This is a genomic window from Pedobacter sp. TM02 (assembly GCF_059705275.1).
Genome location: NZ_AP046530.1, coordinates 1,230,904 through 1,248,451, shown reverse-complemented (window position 1 = coordinate 1,248,451; position 17,548 = coordinate 1,230,904). Strand labels below are relative to the sequence as shown.

Below are 17,548 nucleotides of genomic sequence, written 5' to 3'. Positions count from 1 at the left end.
TTGCTTTTTGCCTATGATCAATACTGGTTTCTCTACTGCCTAAACTCCCAATTTGGCTAACTCCCGGTAGAGTTTCTCTGTAGGCAACCCCATTACATTAGTGTATGATCCTTCAATTCGTTGTACCACGGCCACGCCATACCAATCTTGGATGCCATAGCTCCCGGCCTTGTCGAAGGGTTTAAAATTATCGATATAGAAATCGATTTCTTCGCTGGTGCTTTGCCGGCAATAAACTTCGGTAAGGTCGTAAAAAGACTGCAGGCCCTTTTCGCTGATGATGCTGACACCGGTATACACCTCGTGTCTTGAACCAGACAGTTTTTGCAACATTTCCTGAGCCTGTGCACGATCCTTGGGCTTGCCCAAAATCTCGCCGTTAATGGCTACGATGGTATCTGCTGTTACGACGATCTGGCCGGGCACCGCACCAAAGGCATTGGCTTTTTGTGTAGCAATGTAAACAGCAATTTCGGCCGGACTTAGCTCGGCTGGATAGCTTTCGTCAACCTCTTTAAGTTCTACGGTAAAATCGAGGCCCATCAAGTGCATCAGCTCTTGCCTGCGTGGCGATTTGGAAGCCAGAATGATCTTTTGCTGCTGTTTGTACATCTGCGGTAAATTTGCGCTAAAATAGCAAAATACAGGGCCATTAAACAACAAAAGCGGCCATTATGCCGCTTTTGTTGTTGTAAATACTGTGGTTCAATTATTTACCGCCGCCACCTTGCTGTCTTTCTTTCATCATTTTCTCTCTGGCTGCTTTAACTTCGTCTTGCCAAGCTTTGTAAGCTTTTTTCTGATCTTCGGTTAAGAATGCATTGATTTTGGTATCGGTTTCGGCAGTCATTTTTTGCATTTTTTCCATCATGGCTTGTCTGTCGCCGCCACCTTGCATTTCTTCGCGCATTTTTTTCTGAGCCTCTAAAGCTTCGGTATAAACAGCAGTAGCTTTTGTTTTTTGGTCGTCGGTTAATTTAACTTTCTCGTCCAATTGTTTTACCCTGTCTTCTGGGGTAGCCATCATACGTCTTTGACCACCCTGTCCTCCGCCTTGTTGTGCCTGAGCAAAAGTTACTACACTGAATAATAACCCGCAAATCATTACTAATTTTTTCATGTTTTTGTTTTTGTTTTAATTGTTTTGGGGCTATTGATCAGCCCATATGTTGTTTATGCTTTGTTAGAACATAAATCTATTACAAAGTTTAATCGCAACGCAGTAACTTAATTGTTGCAAATTCAACTCCTTAAAACACAAAGAAATAAAATTTTATTTGCTCGAATCGGCAGCCGAAGGTTTGGGGCCATGCCAATTGTGCTGTACTTTCAGCACTTTTTCAATAACATCCCTTACGGCAGCTTCGCCTCCCTTTTTGGGAGAGATGTAATGCGAGATTTGTTTGATTTCGTCTACGGCATCTATGGGGCAGGTAGCAATGCCCACCAGCTGCATCACCTCATGGTCGGGCATGTCATCGCCCATGTACAGCACTTGTTCGGGTTTAATGCAATGCTGCTTTAAGTAATTCTGGAATACTTCTACCTTGTCGCCCACCCCCAAAAACACCTCGGCTACGCCCAAGCCTTCAAAACGTTGCTGCATAGCCAGACCTTTGCCTCCAGAGATGATGCAGATCTTATAGCCTTTTTTAGCTGCCAATTGCAGCGCATAGCCATCTTTGATGTTAAAAGAACGCAAAAGCTCACCCGATTCGGTAGCGATTACAGTTCCATTGGTCAAAACGCCATCGACGTCAAAAACAAAGGTGGTGATATTTTTAAGGTTCTCTAGAAACATTTGAGTTGTAGGTTGCGAGTTATAGGTTATGAGTTTTGGGTTATAAGTTGTAAGGGCCATCATATCTTAAAGCACCTGCAACCGAAAACTCGTAACTGAGCATTTAATTACTGGTTATCTCTCCACTCGTAAACCCAGGCCGACTGGATCTGCTCCAAATGTCCTTCGTTGCATTCTTCGCGGGTTCCTTTAAAGTTGGGCAATTCCAATACCCATTCGATCAATTCGGTAAAACGGATACGGTAAATCCTGGCTTCGCCAAATTCATCGCCAAATTTCTCATAAAGCTCTTGGGCTATGTCTTCGTGGTCTTTCCAGTATATGGGCAATGCAAATTTATCGCTATTCATAGTTATTGTTGTAAAATTTTAATGTTGGAAGCTTAAATCCTGAATTGTTAATCTGTAATTATCAGTTAGTTGCTTAGTGTCCCAAAAATCCTGATTGGTCGGGGATGGTAATTTCTAGATCGCCGTCAATCACCACGCATTGGCAAGCCAATCTCGACGTAATTTTTGGCCTAACTGCCCTATCAATAAAGTCTTCTTCCTTGTCTGATATTTCCTGGATGTTGTCCATGCCCTTGTTTACGTAGATATGGCAGGTGCTGCAGCCACAAACGCCGCCACAGTTATGCTGCAGCTCTATTCCATTGTCGAGCACAACATCTAAAACGTCTTCTCCGGCTGCGATAGGCAATTCAACTGGTTCTTTGCCTTCTTCTTCAAAATTTATCTTTAATTTAAAAATACTCATAATTTAATTGCAAAAGTAAGGAGCTGAAACCGCAATCGCGCTATGATTTTGTTTTTTTAATGCTCTCACTTAAAGTTCTATAGATTGCTAACAAATGTGGATGTTGCATCAGGAGCTCCCGATGCGCTTTTAAGGTCTGTTCGTCGTTTCTGATGGCAGGCCCTGTTTGTACGGCCAAAGGCGAAGCATGCTGCACCTTGGCGGCTGTTTCATTAATTAACGGACGCAGGATATCAAACTCCAATCCGTTGGCTTCCAAAAGCTGTTCGCCCAAGGCATAAAGATGGTTGGTAAAATTGCAGGCAAAAACGGCAGCCAAATGCAGGATTTTTCGCTTATCGCTGCCTACCTCCAATACACGCTTGCTCAGTTTAACGGCTACCTGCTTCAACAGTTGCATCGAAGCTTCGCTATTGGCTTCGAGACATAGTGGAATATCGGCAAAATTTAAAGTCTTGCTTTTTGAGAAGGTCTGTAAAGGATAAAATACGCCGTAGTTTGAAAATTTGCCGGCGAATACGTCCATCGGCACCGCTCCGCAGGTATGGGCAACCAGTCCCTTAAAACCGGCCAGCTGCTCGGCAATGCCTGCTACGGCATCGTCTTTAACAGCGATTAAACAAAGCGCAGCTTGTGGATCAACTTCGTCGAGCTTGGCAATGGGTTGCGCATTTACTAGATGGGCCAATTGAACGGCATTGGTGTAATGATAAGACCAAACCTGAGCCACATGCAGGCCGGCCTCTTTTAAAGCGATGGCCAGGTGCGTAGCAACATTTCCGGAACCTATAATTACAATTTTCATGCAGCTCGTTTTAAAAAGTATCATGAGCTGCATGATGACTACAATTGCAAACCCATGATGGTGGTTGTTAGTTGGCTTTCAGCTCCTTCTTTCTCCTAAAGATAGAGATCAGGAAGCCGATGACCATGACGATGGTACCTACCCAGTACAAATTGATGTAAGGGAATTCGATTGATTTGAATACCAGCCAATCTTTGGCCTGTTGCGGTTTTTCGTAAACCATCAGTTCGAACTTGCCTTGGTCTGGCAATACTTTGGTAAACCTGAACCTCAAGCCCAATTCGTCTACTTTTCTGGCAAAATCGAACGTATTGTTGCCTTTCACCATAAACAACGGCTCGGTTTTATACACTTTGCCACTTACATTAATTTCTAAAGGCAGGCCAATAGCCAAATCGCCAGGGGCAATGGTCAGGTCTTTGACTACCGGATTACTGTTGATTGGTTTTACGGTAAGTATAGCACCATTGATATGTAGCGTATCGTTAACGCCCAAGGTTACAATGCGGGGCGCCTTGTAGTTTTCGTCTTCAGAATGGCCTTCGTGTTCGCCATGCTCTGATTTCTTCTCGGCGGCACTGGTAATGTGCGTATAAATGTCGGTGGTCAGGTAATGCTTGGTATCTGGCGAAGCAACCATTCCCATCTTGCCATTCTCTTGGATATTCGGGTTCAAATCGAAATCTTCTTTAACCTTTCCGGTTTTTTCGTCGATTTTTTTGAAGTTAATTCTGTAATAGGTATTAGGCGCTATGGTCGTATCGCTGATGTAAGTAACGGTGTATTCGCCCATTTTCTTAGGCTCGTTCTTATACAGCATGATGTTTTCGCCTGGCTTCTGGTTTTTTTCAAAATCCCTAACCGGAATAAACTTGGCTTCATTAACCGAAATCGGCTTACTGGTAGCCGCGGCCACCAAGGCACCCAATAGCAAAATGGCAAAGCCAATATGCGCAATGGCCGAACCGATAAGCTTGCTGCCTTTGCCTACAAATGCGCCGGATAAAATCCTGGCATTGGAAAGCACGGCAAAAACACAGCTAAAGGTAAGCAACACATACATCAGGTTGGTATAAACATGGGTTAGCCACACAAAGCCTCCGGTAATGACCAAAGAAAATACAAATGATGAAATTAAACTACTGTAAAATTTGCGGGGATCGGTACGTTTGTATTTTAAGAACTGCGAAAAGCCCGAAATCAGGGTAATCAATACGGCAAAAGGTGCCTGCCATTGATTATAATATTGGATAGCTCCAACTTTAGGCGGTGCAAAATTGGTTCCGAAAGCCCTGTTAAATACAGGTACTGAGGTGGTAAAAATAATCTGCAAACAGGCAACGGTAAGCACCAATGCACCGATGAACATCCAAAACTCGCGAGAATAGGTTTCTTCGTCTTTATGCGTAATCGGCAATTCTTTCCAGCGGGTAACCACAAAATAAACTGCGATAACCAAGAAAATGACATTGTAGGCAATCAGGTGGCCAAACATGCCCAGATCGGTAAACGAGTGTACCGAAGTATCGCCCAAAATGCCACTACGGGTTAAGAACGAGGCGTAGAGCACCAGCAAGAAACTCACCAAAATCAATACCATGGCCGTAAAAAAGGCATGTCCGGTATTTTTATAGGCAATGAGTACGTGCACGCCTGCAATCAAGGTTAGCCAAGGAATGATAGAAGCATTTTCTACCGGATCCCAAGCCCAAAAACCACCAAAATTGAGTGCCTCATAAGCCCAGAATGACCCCATAATGATACCTGTTCCCAAAATCATAACGGCAAACAAAGTCCATGGCAATACGGGTTTAACCCATTCTTTATAGCGTCTTTGCCAAAGGGCAGCAATGCCATAGGCGAAAGGAACCACCATACTGGCAAAGCCCAAGAACAAGGTTGGCGGGTGGATCACCATCCAATAGTTCTGCAACAACGGATTTAAGCCGTTGCCGTCGGTGATAAACTTCAAATAGTTTTTATAGTTTTCTGGATCGTTGAAAACCATCGGCGCAAATTCCTTCAGGTTTTTGGCCTCTCTCAGCAAGATAAAAGGCGAACTGCCAAAGCGTTGTCCAAAAACCTCTACGCCCAACAGCATAGATGTTAATAAGGCCTGCGAAAAAGCCACCACGGTCATTACGCCATTTTCCCAGGTCCTGGCTTTCCAAATCAGGATGGCACCCAAAATAGACTGCCAAAAAGCCCAAAGCCAGAAACTGCCCTCCTGTCCTTCCCAGAATGCCGAGATGATGTAATAAACCGGCAGGGTTTTAGAAGAGTGCTGATAAACGTAATTATACTCGTAGTAATGATTTAAAATCAGGTAGAATAAAATCGAACCGATGCCGATTATGCTCACCAAGTTGGTTAAGAAAGCAATACGGCCTATTTTGGCCCAAGATTTGTCCTGCAGGTCCTTGTTTTTAACCGCAAAGAAATATGCAATTGCAGAGAGCAACGAAGAGGCAAACGCCAGCACAATAAAAAATTGGCCGATTTTGCCAGGCAGGAGATTCTCTCCAATAAATTGTATGTCCATTAAGATTTCTTGTATTGTTTTACCTGACCGTCCTTATTCACTTCAACCAGATTGTCGTTGTATTTAGATGGGCACTTCATCAATATTTTGGTGGCATAGAAAGTATCATCCTTCATTGCACCAATAAGTACCAGTTTTTCAGAACGTTCAAAATCTTGGGGCTTAGTGCCGTTAAGCACTACTTTTTTCACATCGCCTTTTTCGTCTTTCATGTAAAAGGCAAAATGGTTGGGATCTTTAAGGGCATCATAATAGGTACCTTTGCTCTTTTCCCAATAGCCCATCACATGTTCTTCTTTTTGAGAGGAAGCAGCTTCCTTAAAGTTAGAATAGCTGTCGGTGTCTGCGTTTAAGCTAACCAAAAAGCCAATGCAGATGGCAATTGTAATCAAACCAATAATAGCACTTTTTTTCATGAGGGCTTAGCAAATTAAAAATCCTGACCACAAAGATAAAAAAACTAAGGCAGCGGGCTATTGGTAATGCACAACGTGACAATTAATTGATAGTTCTAAGCGTTATTTAAATTCATCCTTAATAAGGCCAGGCAGGGCTTTTCTCAGCTTTTCTACTTTTGGTCCGCAAACATTGGCCACATAAGCCTGGTTGGGATTAAGGCGTACATAGTTCTGGTGGTATTTTTCGGCAGGATAAAACACTTCGAAAGGTTTTACTTCGGTTACGATTTCGCCGGGATGGAACTGCATGCGATTGTATTTGGCAATGGCTGCTTCAATCTGCTTTTGCTCTTCGGCATTGTTGTAAAAGGCAATGGAGCGATAGCTGGTGCCAATATCCGGCCCCTGCCTGTTCAGCTGAGTCGGGTCGTGCATTACGAAAAAGGCATCGAGCAATTGCGAAAAGCTGATGACATTAGGATCGTATACCACCTGTACCGATTCGGCATGTCCGGTCTGTTCCGTGCCAACCTGCTCATAAGTCGGATTTTTGGTAGTACCCCCGGCATAGCCACTCGTTGCCTTGATTACGCCTTTCAGTTCAGAAAACCCTTCTTGGATTGACCAGAAACAGCCACCCGCAAAAGTGGCAACTTGTTCTTTGGCACTAGGCTTTGGCAAGGTTGCCGGTTTTTGATCTGCTCCGTTTCGGCAAGCGGCTAAAATCAGCAACAGCATTAAAATTCCTGATATCTTTTTCATTTTGCTTTTTTTGAGTGGTACATATTGCGCTAGTGCGTATTGCGATGAGTGGCTACCTATGGCGTCTAACATATTGCCAATCGCTGTACGTTATATAATAATCCAATATACGAGCTAAATGTTTTGTTGTATTTGGCCAATTGTCATTTCTAAACAATAAAAAAAGCCCCGCGAAATTTGCGGGGCTTTCAAAAAAATATAATTACGGTTCGGCTTATGGCCAAACGCCCAAGTTCATGTAAGAAATGGCAATCTTATCAATAGAGTTTACAAAAGCAGCGGTTCTCAATGTTTTGGTAGCCGGCTTGTTCATTAATGTTTCTCTAATTTCGTGGTAAGAGTGGATCATGGTATCTTCTAAACCAGAGTTTACCAATTCCATTTCAGAGGCACCTTTTACAATCATTAAGCGGTGTTCGGCCGGAATGGTTTTTCCGGTTAAACTTTCTAAGGTATTGATCAAGTTGGCATTCGAATTTTCTGCATAGCGGTTCTCCATACGGCCAAAAGCTACGTGCGAAAGGTTTTTCAGCCACTCGAAGTAAGAAACGGTTACACCGCCTGCGTTACAGTACATATCTGGAATGATGATACCGCCCATTTGGGTAAAGATTTCTTCTGCTTCTGGGGTACAAGGACCATTGGCACCTTCGGCAATGATCTTAGCTTTGATGTTACGGATGTTGGCACCAGTAATTTGGTTTTCTAAGGCGGCAGGAACCAAGATGTCGCATTCCTGCTCCAAACCTTCGCTAGAGTTTTTAAAATCTGTTGCACCTGGGAAGCCCAAAAGCGATCCGGTGTTTTTACGGTGTGCAAAAACCTCATCAATATTTAAGCCATCGGCATTGTAAATAGCGCCTTCAAACTCGCAAACGCCTACAATGGTTGCTCCAAATTCGGCCAAGAATTTGGCAGAGTGGTAACCTACGTTACCTAAACCTTGTACAATTACTTTTTTATCGCCTAAACCGGCTTTAAAGCCTAGTTTCTGCATGTCTTCGGCTACCGAAACGCATTCGCGCACCGCATAGGCAACGCCACGGCCGGTTGCTTCTTTTCTGCCACGGATGCCGTGCAAGGCAATTGGTTTGCCGGTAACGCAACCCAAGGCATCTAAAGAACCTGGGTTCATGGTCATATAAGTATCGGCAATCCAGCTCATTTCGCGTTCGCCAGATCCGTAATCAGGAGCAGGCACGTCGATACCGGGGCCAATGAAGTTCTTTTTGATCAATTCTGTAGTATAGCGACGGGTGATGGTTTCCAACTCCGCTACCGAATAATTTTTAGGGTTGATGCAGATACCACCTTTTGCGCCACCAAACGGCACATTAACGATGGCGCATTTATAGGTCATCAACGCCGCCAAGGCCATTACCTCGTCTTCGTTAACCATATCGCTATAGCGGATACCGCCCTTGGTTGGGCTCATGTGGTGCGAATGCTCTACGCGCCAGGCGTCGATTACTTCAAAACCGTTTCCCCTGCGGATAGGGAATTGGAAACGATAAACACTGTTACACGCTTTTATCTGGGCCAATAAACCTTCGGGATGCGAGGTAAACTGGGCAGCACTGTCAAAGTTCATGCAGACATCTGCAAAAAAACTTGTCTCGTTTGCTTTACTAGCCATTAGTACTTCTTTAAAAATTTTGAATTTTCTTCTTTATGGGTGCAAAATTGCATCAAAATAAACCACTATTGCAAACAGAAATTTGCTTAGTGTATATCAAACACCTTGTGAAAAAGGCTAAAAGATTAGGCTTATGATGTTTAAAATTAGTTTTTGTCGGCAGATTTTTTTTCTAACATTTTTAATCTTTTGTCGAGCGCGAAGAGATAGCCCAACAAACCAACCAAAATTATCACGATACAAACCACCACAACGTAGATTTTTCCGTTGCTGCGCAGGGCATCGGCCATTTCTACTTGGCTGCCTTGGGCAAACAGGTTTAGGGTGGCCAATAGCATTAACAGGGTGAAAGTTATTTTTTTCATCTTTTGATTTTATTTTTAGGGGTGATGGACCACCATGACATTAAAGCTGTTTATTTTCTAGGGAGCGGATTCTGAAGCGGATGGTATAAATCCAATAGCCGATGATAGACCAGCCGATAAAAGCCGGATAGAGCACCGCCCTCATCCTATCGTCCAAATCGTAAGAGTTAAAGCCCGGATTGCCACCGTTGCCCGGGTGCAGCGAATCAGACAGGCGCGGCAGCACCATAATCAGCACCACCATCATCGGAAAGGCAAAAATATTGTAGATGGCCGAGATCTTGGCCCTTTTCTGTTCTTCATCAATCGAATTGCGCAGAATAAGGTAGGCAAAGTAAAGCAAAATGGCGATGGCCGTAAAATTCTGCTTCACATCAAAGCTCCAAAACTGCCCCCAGGTAAACCTGGCCCAAAAGGCGCCCGTTACCAAGCCCAAAAGGCTAAAGACAACACCTACGTTTACGCTTTCCACTGCCCTCAAATCGTCGCTTTCTTTACCGTATAGCAAATACTTGATGCTGTAGAAAATCGAAATCGAAAACAGGGTAAGCATCGCAAACCACATCGGCACGTGAAAATATAGGTTTCTGATGGTTTCGTTTAATATGGCCAAACGCGGAACACCCAAAAGCAATCCTGCTATTGCCGTATAAATGACTAGGCCGGCGCCTAAAATTTTCCACCAGGTTTTATGCATACAAGTCGAATTTTGAGCGGTAGAACTTGCGAGGGATGGCCAAATAACTTTGCCACCATTAACCTTCGCCATTTCTGTCGTTTTGTTTAATCTGCCAAAGTTAATAATCTATTGTTTATAATATCGCAAGGCTTGCGCACATTTGGCATAAAATACTTTAAAATGACCATTTGGACAGCAAAAGTCGAACCCCAAGGCAAAAAAAATGCAGGCGACTTGGCCTGCATTGCTGGTTTGTCCGTGTTTAAGAGATCAAATTACGATGGATGTCGCCGTTGCCGAATCTATTCTCCAGCCCAAAGTCGGACTTCCGGATACGGTAACATAAATATAGTATTCGTAGTAAGAACCCGCCACATAGCCTTCAAACTTGTCTACATTAATGGTGCCTGGCGAATGTGAAACACTGGTTAGGTTGATGGTGCCCAGGCCTTGTATGGTGGCTTGAACGCCAGTGTAAACCTGTCCGGCCGTGTAGCTGAGGCTTGCCGAACCGGGTACGCCATTATCGGCCGTAAAATTTTCGGTCACCACAATTGGCGGCAATACTTTACGCAGCTGCTTATGTTGGCTGGTTGCTGGCTTAAAGCCACTGAAAAGACAGAGAGCGGCCGTTAAAGCCAATACGAGGTAACGTGCTGTTGTTTTCATGTTTTTTAAGGTTTGAAGGGTGAATGATGGAAGAATTTGCCAAGCCTAAAAAGCATCCGCCTAGCGACTTGGCTTACTACAAGATTCAAAAAATTAAGCTTATTCGGAAAAATAGATGCACACAATCGTTTGCGTACAAGTTATTGTCTAATAACAACTTAACAGCCTTAATGGCTTCCGGGCCCGCAGCAGTACTAGTGCAAAAAGCAGGCGCCAGCCAAAAGTCAGCACAATCGTTTGACAAGCCGTTATTTACAGGAAAAACCGATTAATCTCGCCACAAATAAGGAAACAGCAGCAAAGATGCCGTCATCACCAGGGCGTTGATCACCAGCATAAGCCCAATATCGTCTAAACTTACGCTTCGGTCTAAACCGTCGATGGCATTTTTGGCAAGCTTGATGAGCACGATAAGTACAGGGATGATCACCGGAAAACTGAGGATCGCCATCAACATGCCCCCATTACCGGCTTTAGAGGCAATAGCCGATACCATGGTAAAGATGGTGGCAAAACTCAGGCTGCCCAACACCGCGGCTACCAGGTACATCAGCACATCGGCTCCGGTTGGAAAATTGAACACCATGCTGTAAAACAGCAAAGCAATCAGCGTTAGGCCCACCATCAACAAACTGTTGTAAACCGTTTTGGCAATAATCAGTGCAACCGGACTTACCAGCGTGTAAATATACAAGTGCCTGCCCCTGCTCTCCTGCATAAAGCTTTTGGCAATGGCATTGATAGAGGCAAAAAGCATGATGATCCAAAACAGGGCATTCCAGGTTAGCTTGGGGATACTCACAAATGACAGGAAACAGACAAAAACAGTCGACACCACATAAAGCAAAACTCCATTGAGCGCATATTTGGAACGCCATTCTAAGAGAATTTCCTTTCTGATGAGGTGTTTAACCTGATGGATGAGCTGCATGAGGCAAAGATAGCAATTCGAGGCTTTAGTGAAGAGTCCGAAGTCAAACGTCCGTGGTTGGGCGCTAAATCTTTTTGTAGAGACGAAGAACAATCATAGTTCGGAGTTTGCAGTTGACAGTTACCAACATTACAGCCTTCCAACTTACCAACCCACTAATGAACTAAGCAATAAAACTCGTAATATTGTATATGGACAACTATTGCAGCGTAGTGAAAAGCCCTATTGGCGATGTGCTCGTTTTTGCAGACCAGCAGGCCGTAAACGTAATTACCTTTGCTACAAAGGACATTAGCGGGCTCAGCCCCAATGCGGTAAGCGAGAAAGCCGCACGGCAACTCCGCTCCTATTTTGAGGGCCAATTGCAGGAATTTGATTTCCCCATGGCGCAAACCGGCACCGAATTTCAGCAAACGGTTTGGCAGGCCCTGCTGACCATTAATTATGGTGATACGATTTCCTACCTTAAGTTTTCCGAGCAGCTGCACAATCCGCTGGCCATTAGGGCCATTGCAGCTACCAACGGCAAAAACAATATTGCCATTGTGGTGCCCTGCCACCGGGTAATTGGCAGCAACGGCAAACTGGTTGGTTACGCAGGCGAACTTTGGCGCAAGCAATGGCTGCTGGAACACGAAAGAGCAATACTTGGAAAAGGACAAATGAGCCTTAAATTTTAAAATGAACCCTTACCTAGACATCGCGCTGAGAAGCTTATCTGTTTACGCCTTTATGCTTGTAGCCATTAGGCTAACAGGCAAAAAAGAGCTTTCGCAACTGAACACTATTGATGTAGTTCTGATTTTATTGATTAGCAATGCCGTACAAAATGCCATGGTTGGCGACAATACGACCTTACTTGGCGGACTGGCTGCGGCAGCCGTACTTTTTATCCTGAATTTTGTGCTCAAAAAACTGCTTTTCAAAAGCCAAAGATTGAGAAACCTGATCTTGCAGCATCCAGAAATACTCATCCATAACGGAAAGCTCAATTTCGATAAGTTGAGCAGGTTGGGCATTAGCGACGAAGAGCTGAAAGAGGCCATGCGCGAACATGGTGTTGAGCACTACAAAGATGTAAAACTAGCCATTTTTGAAGTCGATGGCAACATCAGCATCATCAGCGGCGAAAAAAACCTCAAGCAAACACATTTTAAGCGCAAAAAGATACACAAGACCTTGGGCCTAAACGAATAGCCTCAAACCACGCCAAACTTTTCGATAAGCTTGTCTTTTTGGATGCGCGCTACCTGCAGCTGTTTGCCGTTTTCCATGGTCAGCAGACAGTCGTTTTTGTTAAAGTGCTTTACCTTGTTCAAATTGATGATGTACTGGCGGTGGATCCGAAAAAAATGCCGATGTTCTAATATTTCCTGTACGTCTTTTAGGGTCTTGGAGACAATCACTTTCTCGCCATCTGCCAAAACCAAAATAGAGTAGTTGCTGCTGGCTTCTACATACAGAATTTCATCCAGGTGGATAAAAACAATGCCGTTAAGGGAGCTTATGGCTATTTTGTTCACTTGCGCCAGCTGCAGCTGCTTCTGAAAAAGATCAAGTTGCAATTCGGAAGGCTTGCCTATATCGATCGCTTTCTTAACGGCCTCCATCAAATCGGCCACATAAATGGGTTTCACCAGGTAATCTAACGCACTGAACCTAAACGCCTTGATGGCAAATTCATTATAGGCCGTAATAAAAACCACGCTAAAGCTAAGTGGCATCAGCTTCTCCAAAAACTGAAAACCGTTCAGCTCTGGCATTTCAATATCTAAAAAAACCAGGTCAGGCTTTAAAATCTCTACTTCTTCCAGGGCCCGCAAAGGGCTGGTAAAAGCAAAAATGTCGCCAATCTGCGGACAGTATTTTTGCAGCTGGATGCGCAACAGACTTACGCTATCCTCCTCATCATCAACAATTAATGCGGTTAACAATTTCATACCAGGTGGATGTTGATAGATACCAAAGTTCCGGCAGGTTCATTATTTTCATCGTATAAGTCTTCGATTTGGAGCTTGGTATCGGCGTTAAATTTCTGATTAAAAATAGCAATCCTCTCGCTGGTAATCAGCGTCCCATAAGATTTTTCTTTTTCGGCGGCCTTGCTCTTCAGTTCGGCAGCCTTGGTCCGGCCAATACCATTATCCGCTATGGTAACATTCAAGGTTTGCGCCACTAGATTTTGGCTAATTTGGATAACGATTTTTCCGCCTTCGCTTTTATGCATCAGTCCGTGCCATATGGCATTTTCCAAATGAGGCTGTATTAGCATTGGCGGAATTTCTATAAAATCGACATCTACGTTTGCTTCAATATCGAAAACATAGTTCAACTTGCCCTTAAAGCGCATGGTTTCCATTTCCAGGTAAAGCTTCAGCACAGCGATCTCTTCGGCCAGCACGATTTTTTCTTTTCGGGAATGTACCAGCGAAAGGCGCATCAGTTGCGAAAATTTGCTCAGGTAACTGGAGGCCAAAGCGCTGTCGTTTTTTTCGATATAGAGGTTAATGGAGTTGAGGCAGTTGAAAATAAAATGGGGGTTCATCTGCAGGCGCAAGATCTTGTGCTCGTTTTCGGCGTTTTTGATCTTGAGGTCGATCCGTTCCAGCTCGCTTTGCCTGTCCCGATAGGCCAGTGCGGTTAAAAACAAAATGGTATCTATTACAAAAGCAACGGTTACCAAATCTACATATTTGCTCAACGCAGTGTACCAGCCGGGCAAATAACCAGAGAGATTAAGCCATTTAGGGACCATCGTATACATTAGCGCCACCGAAATGGTAAGCAGGCCTGCAAACGCAAACTGCAGATAGCCCCTATTGGGTTTTGGCCTGGTATGGTAACTTAGCAAAAGTGTGAGGACAAGGAAAGGCAGCGAGCTGTAAATCCACAGTATCTTGGTAACCAGTGTAAGTTCAGGCCTTGCATAATGCACACACATCACCACGATCATCAAAACCCACTGTACCAGGCAAAAGTTGGCAAACGCATTTAAAAAACGGTTGCTTTTGATTTCCAGGAATTTGGCCAAAAAAAGGATGTAGAAGAAATTCTGGGGCACGAACGACAGGAGGTAAATAAAATCGTTGTTGATGCCTGGCCACCACGCCGTTTCGAAAATCACGGCATCTACCTGCAAAGAATACCTTAAAAACAAGAAGATGGAAGCCAAGGCATAATAGAAATAAGCCACATCTCTCCGCTGAAAAAAATACTTGAGGCAACAATAGATAAAAACCGCAAAATAAAAACCGGCCACCCATAATTTAATGTTCCGGAAACTCGACAACAGGGAGACGATCTCATTGTTTTTTTCGCTGTAGGCCACATCCAAAGTTTCAATCTGTGGATATTGTGGCAAAATATTGTAGATGTATTTTTGGTTGAGCAGGTAGAAATCCTGCTGCTGTCCGTGTTTAAGTGGCAATTTGAGCCGCCAGTAATCGCCGTTGATCGAGAGGTCCGAAATCCTGGAGCCAAAACCGGTTTGGCCCAGCAGCTGCAGCTGACCACCAACTTTCTCATACAGCACCGTATGCTGCATCTTGGTGGCCACTTTGAGCAGCAGGGTCGTATCGGTTGGATAATCGTTTTTGGTGCTAAAATGTATCCAATATTGCAGTACTGTGTCTGGGAATTCTTGAAGAGCCTTCAAAGTACTATCTAAAGGCTTCCAATTTAGTATGTGCAGCTCGGCCAGCGTTTTGTTGTTTTTTTTCGAAATGGCATAATCGGCTTGGCTTAAAAAATTGGTGTATTTGGCTGCCGCATTAATGGATATGGGTTTGCTGTTTTTTTGTGCCGAAACCTGGAGACTGGCCAACACAACAAGCCATAAAAACAACGATATTTTTAAACATGCGCTTTTTAGCGACCCCATAGCAAGAGATTTGATATTTAAAGATAATCAGAAAAAGCAGCAAAAGAATCCAAAATTGAGTGGGATTTACCTTTGCAGCTGTGAGATGGCCTATTTACTGTTTAGGCTAAGGCAAAAAGGCTTGCTGGTTGCCGCGGCATACAATTCCATTACACTCAACATACACAATAGCTTACCAGCAAAATCGCATAGCTCACTCAATTATCCTCTACAATCATTGCAGTCTTGATAGCTTAGCATAAACAAACAATAAATAATGTATCTCAATGGGTCTATTTTATTGGCATTTGCACCGTTCTCATTTCTGGCCGCAATATGGCCAAAGTACCTACCTGAATCCTCTTGTTAAGCGATAAACCTTTTTAGGCATGAACATCATCTTTGATCAAAACCAACCATCATGAAAAAGTATATACTCCTTACGTTTATTCTTTGGCAAACAGCCTATGTATTTGGGCAAACCTCCCAATGGGGTCCATGGACTTCTGTTTCGTGCTATAAAGGCATTCAGTATAGCATAATGAACCTAGGTTTTAACAAAAGCACAAACAGCTATTGGTGGAATGTGCGATGGAAAAACAATTATTCAAAAACCGTAAGCTTTGATGGCGAGGTTATTATTGGTGGCGAAAACAGCATACATGGCGGCTGGGGCGCTTTGCAGCCCGGGGGAACGCAAACCTACACGTCTGTTCCCTATAAATCAAGTTCTACCAATTTTACCGTTCGTGTTACCAAAGTTTGTTTTGCCGAAAGGTATGGCGGTTGCAGCACCAACATTGAAGGTTATCCAAATTATGCCGAATGTGATAACGGAACGCCGAATTATAAGATCAATCCTAAGAAAACCGCTAACAATCCACAAAACGGTCCTTCAACAACAGCTGGCAAAGGCTCGCCAAACAATCCAGGTTCCGGTTCGGCTCCTGCAAGCAGTCAGAACCCCATTTACAACAATACGCCAACGGTGAGTTTACCTACCTACACGCCACCTGTTGCAAGTACCAACAATAACCAGGGTGCGGTTAATACCCAAAGAAAAATAGAGGCCATTAATCAGCTAGGCCAACAAACAATCGATTTAATTTCCTCAATCCAGGCCGATGCGCAGCGACGGAAAGAGCAAAAAAGAATTGAAGCCCAAAACGCAGCTATAGAATCACAGAAGAAAGCAGAAAGAAGGGTAACCACGCTTAAAGATCCAAAGTTTTTCGAAACCTATTGCGATTTTATCGTGGCCAATGTAGAGGCTATTGGCTTTTCGTATGCTAAAATATCGAAGTATACCGAAGATTCAAAAGGCAAAACGGCTACCATCGATTTTGCCAATAACGTTCAGGCTACAATCAGGCATATGCTACTGAGTGATGGCGATATGCTTTATACACTAGATTTCACAGCAAATAACCAAGTTTATGGCAACCATTTGGCCAACTCTCAGCTATTCGATTTTCTGAAGCAGTTTCATTTTTACGAGTACGATGGCTATACCAATTACAGCAGCAGCAGCTATACAACAAACAATATCACCAATTATTCGTATCGGTTTTCAGACTTGTTCCGGCTAGAAAAAAGCCAGCCTTTTACCAACCTTTATTTGCAAGGTTACAAAACCGAGAACTACAGTGGCGCCGCATCCGAAATAAACAAATATAAAACCAGTTCATTGGATGAAATTTCGAAACTTCTCAAATCTGATAAAGCCGTAGCCATGTCTTATACAATAGCCAGCAAATATGAAGAACTGAAAGATTATGATAACGCAGTTAGGTACTACACGATCAACTATTACAATACTCCCGAAGAAAAAAGGAACTACTGGCTAGCCGATAAAATAGCAGATCTCTATTACAATAAGGAAAAGCTGGATAAAAAAGACAGCGCAGCCGTATGGCTTGCACGTACGCTTAAGCTCATGGAAAACGACCCCAAAAACAAGCTCGATATTGGCAAGGGAGAAAGCAACTGGTTTGACAGCAAATATACTACGCTCTTGTACAACTATGGTAATTCGGTTAGAAAAACCGATGGCAAATTGGCTGTAGAAACCTATTTGAAAGCGGTTAGGAATGGCTACACTGGGGCCTACACCGCCGCTGGCGTTATTTACGAGCTTGGTGAAGGTGGCGTAGAAAAAGACTGGAAGCAAGCACAGGCTTATTACGAAAAAGATGCCGAAAAGAAAGGCGCCAAAGCGATGTACTACCTAGGGCAACTTTATGAAAAAGGCGGACCAAATTTAGAAAAGGACGAAAACAAAGCCGAAAAATGGTTTAAAAAAGCCTGCAAAGCAGACAAACAGTATTGCAAATAGATAAACAATT

The 17,548-nt window shown here is 43.6% G+C and carries 20 protein-coding genes; 4 read left to right on the top strand and 16 right to left on the bottom strand.

The features are described from left to right. Window positions 1–39: 39 nt before the first annotated feature. The 13 genes from AC6H1S_RS05350 to AC6H1S_RS05290 all read right to left on the bottom strand — a co-directional run bounded on the left by AC6H1S_RS05350 (window position 40) and on the right by AC6H1S_RS05290 (window position 10,413). Window positions 40–612 carry a Maf family protein gene (locus tag AC6H1S_RS05350; protein WP_199137376.1) on the bottom strand — a complete coding sequence of 191 codons (573 nt, stop codon included), beginning with the start codon at window positions 610–612 and terminating at the stop codon, window positions 40–42. Between the two features lie 97 nt (window positions 613–709). Next, the gene (locus tag AC6H1S_RS05345) at window positions 710–1,120 is read right to left on the bottom strand and encodes a hypothetical protein (protein WP_199137374.1); all 411 of its coding nucleotides are present in this window, start codon (window positions 1,118–1,120) and stop codon (window positions 710–712) included. A gap of 153 nt (window positions 1,121–1,273) precedes the next feature. After that, the gene (locus tag AC6H1S_RS05340; protein ID WP_497565418.1) at window positions 1,274–1,801 is read right to left on the bottom strand and encodes a KdsC family phosphatase; all 528 of its coding nucleotides are present in this window, start codon (window positions 1,799–1,801) and stop codon (window positions 1,274–1,276) included. A gap of 107 nt (window positions 1,802–1,908) precedes the next feature. Beyond that, a complete protein-coding gene (gene iscX, locus AC6H1S_RS05335) occupies window positions 1,909–2,151 on the bottom strand; it encodes a Fe-S cluster assembly protein IscX (RefSeq protein ID WP_199137370.1) in 243 nt (80 codons plus the stop codon). A 73-nt stretch (window positions 2,152–2,224) separates the two neighbouring features. Next, window positions 2,225–2,557, bottom strand: coding sequence for a 2Fe-2S iron-sulfur cluster-binding protein (locus AC6H1S_RS05330; protein ID WP_497565417.1), 333 nt, complete (start codon window positions 2,555–2,557; stop codon window positions 2,225–2,227). Between the two features lie 40 nt (window positions 2,558–2,597). After that, entirely contained in the window at window positions 2,598–3,362 is a 765-nt protein-coding gene (locus AC6H1S_RS05325) for a Rossmann-like and DUF2520 domain-containing protein (RefSeq protein WP_497565416.1), read from the bottom strand. Between the two features lie 67 nt (window positions 3,363–3,429). Next, on the bottom strand, window positions 3,430–5,904 hold the full coding sequence (locus AC6H1S_RS05320) for a heme lyase CcmF/NrfE family subunit (RefSeq protein WP_199137364.1): 2,475 nt from the start codon (window positions 5,902–5,904) through the stop codon (window positions 3,430–3,432). Next, a complete protein-coding gene (locus tag AC6H1S_RS05315) occupies window positions 5,904–6,320 on the bottom strand; it encodes a cytochrome c maturation protein CcmE domain-containing protein (RefSeq protein WP_199141561.1) in 417 nt (138 codons plus the stop codon). The genes AC6H1S_RS05320 and AC6H1S_RS05315 overlap by 1 nt, the downstream gene beginning before the upstream one ends. Window positions 6,321–6,422: 102 nt before the next feature. Next, window positions 6,423–7,064 (bottom strand): peptide-methionine (S)-S-oxide reductase MsrA, encoded by a 642-nt coding sequence (gene msrA / locus AC6H1S_RS05310; protein ID WP_497565415.1) that lies wholly within the window; start codon window positions 7,062–7,064, stop codon window positions 6,423–6,425. 214 nt (window positions 7,065–7,278) lie between these two features. Further along, a complete protein-coding gene (locus AC6H1S_RS05305; RefSeq protein ID WP_199141559.1) occupies window positions 7,279–8,700 on the bottom strand; it encodes a Glu/Leu/Phe/Val family dehydrogenase in 1,422 nt (473 codons plus the stop codon). A gap of 146 nt (window positions 8,701–8,846) precedes the next feature. Then, the gene (locus AC6H1S_RS05300) at window positions 8,847–9,065 is read right to left on the bottom strand and encodes a CcmD family protein (protein ID WP_199141558.1); all 219 of its coding nucleotides are present in this window, start codon (window positions 9,063–9,065) and stop codon (window positions 8,847–8,849) included. 40 nt (window positions 9,066–9,105) lie between these two features. Next, complete coding sequence (ccsA, locus tag AC6H1S_RS05295; protein WP_497565414.1) at window positions 9,106–9,834, bottom strand: cytochrome c biogenesis protein CcsA; 729 nt, start codon at window positions 9,832–9,834, stop codon at window positions 9,106–9,108. Window positions 9,835–10,014: 180 nt separating this feature from the next. Continuing rightward, window positions 10,015–10,413, bottom strand: coding sequence for a hypothetical protein (locus tag AC6H1S_RS05290; RefSeq protein WP_199141556.1), 399 nt, complete (start codon window positions 10,411–10,413; stop codon window positions 10,015–10,017). A gap of 23 nt (window positions 10,414–10,436) precedes the next feature. Here AC6H1S_RS05290 and AC6H1S_RS05285 point away from each other — a divergent pair, with 23 nt between their 5' ends. After that, window positions 10,437–10,685, top strand: coding sequence for a hypothetical protein (locus AC6H1S_RS05285; RefSeq protein WP_497565413.1), 249 nt, complete (start codon window positions 10,437–10,439; stop codon window positions 10,683–10,685). On the opposite strand, the gene AC6H1S_RS05280 is transcribed toward AC6H1S_RS05285, so the two are convergent. Beyond that, a complete protein-coding gene (locus AC6H1S_RS05280; RefSeq protein ID WP_199141554.1) occupies window positions 10,682–11,344 on the bottom strand; it encodes a heme exporter protein CcmB in 663 nt (220 codons plus the stop codon). The two genes, AC6H1S_RS05285 and AC6H1S_RS05280, sit on opposite strands and share 4 nt — an antisense overlap. A 191-nt stretch (window positions 11,345–11,535) precedes the next feature. On the opposite strand from AC6H1S_RS05280, the gene AC6H1S_RS05275 reads away from it, so the two are divergent. Both AC6H1S_RS05275 and AC6H1S_RS05270 read left to right on the top strand, forming a co-directional pair. Then, window positions 11,536–12,024, top strand: coding sequence for a methylated-DNA--[protein]-cysteine S-methyltransferase (locus AC6H1S_RS05275; protein ID WP_199141553.1), 489 nt, complete (start codon window positions 11,536–11,538; stop codon window positions 12,022–12,024). A gap of 1 nt (window position 12,025) precedes the next feature. Beyond that, on the top strand, window positions 12,026–12,541 hold the full coding sequence (locus AC6H1S_RS05270; protein WP_199141552.1) for a DUF421 domain-containing protein: 516 nt from the start codon (window positions 12,026–12,028) through the stop codon (window positions 12,539–12,541). Between the two features lie 2 nt (window positions 12,542–12,543). Here the strand turns inward: AC6H1S_RS05270 and AC6H1S_RS05265 are convergent, their stop codons facing one another. Together AC6H1S_RS05265 and AC6H1S_RS05260 are read right to left on the bottom strand one after the other, a co-directional pair. Next, on the bottom strand, window positions 12,544–13,284 hold the full coding sequence (locus tag AC6H1S_RS05265; protein ID WP_497565412.1) for a LytR/AlgR family response regulator transcription factor: 741 nt from the start codon (window positions 13,282–13,284) through the stop codon (window positions 12,544–12,546). After that, window positions 13,281–15,224 (bottom strand): sensor histidine kinase, encoded by a 1,944-nt coding sequence (locus AC6H1S_RS05260; protein WP_497565411.1) that lies wholly within the window; start codon window positions 15,222–15,224, stop codon window positions 13,281–13,283. Before AC6H1S_RS05260 ends, AC6H1S_RS05265 begins: the two co-directional genes overlap by 4 nt. Before the next feature lie 400 nt (window positions 15,225–15,624). Here AC6H1S_RS05260 and AC6H1S_RS05255 point away from each other — a divergent pair, with 400 nt between their 5' ends. Next, window positions 15,625–17,538, top strand: coding sequence for an SEL1-like repeat protein (locus AC6H1S_RS05255; protein ID WP_497565410.1), 1,914 nt, complete (start codon window positions 15,625–15,627; stop codon window positions 17,536–17,538). The last annotated feature ends 10 nt before the right edge of the window (window positions 17,539–17,548 follow it).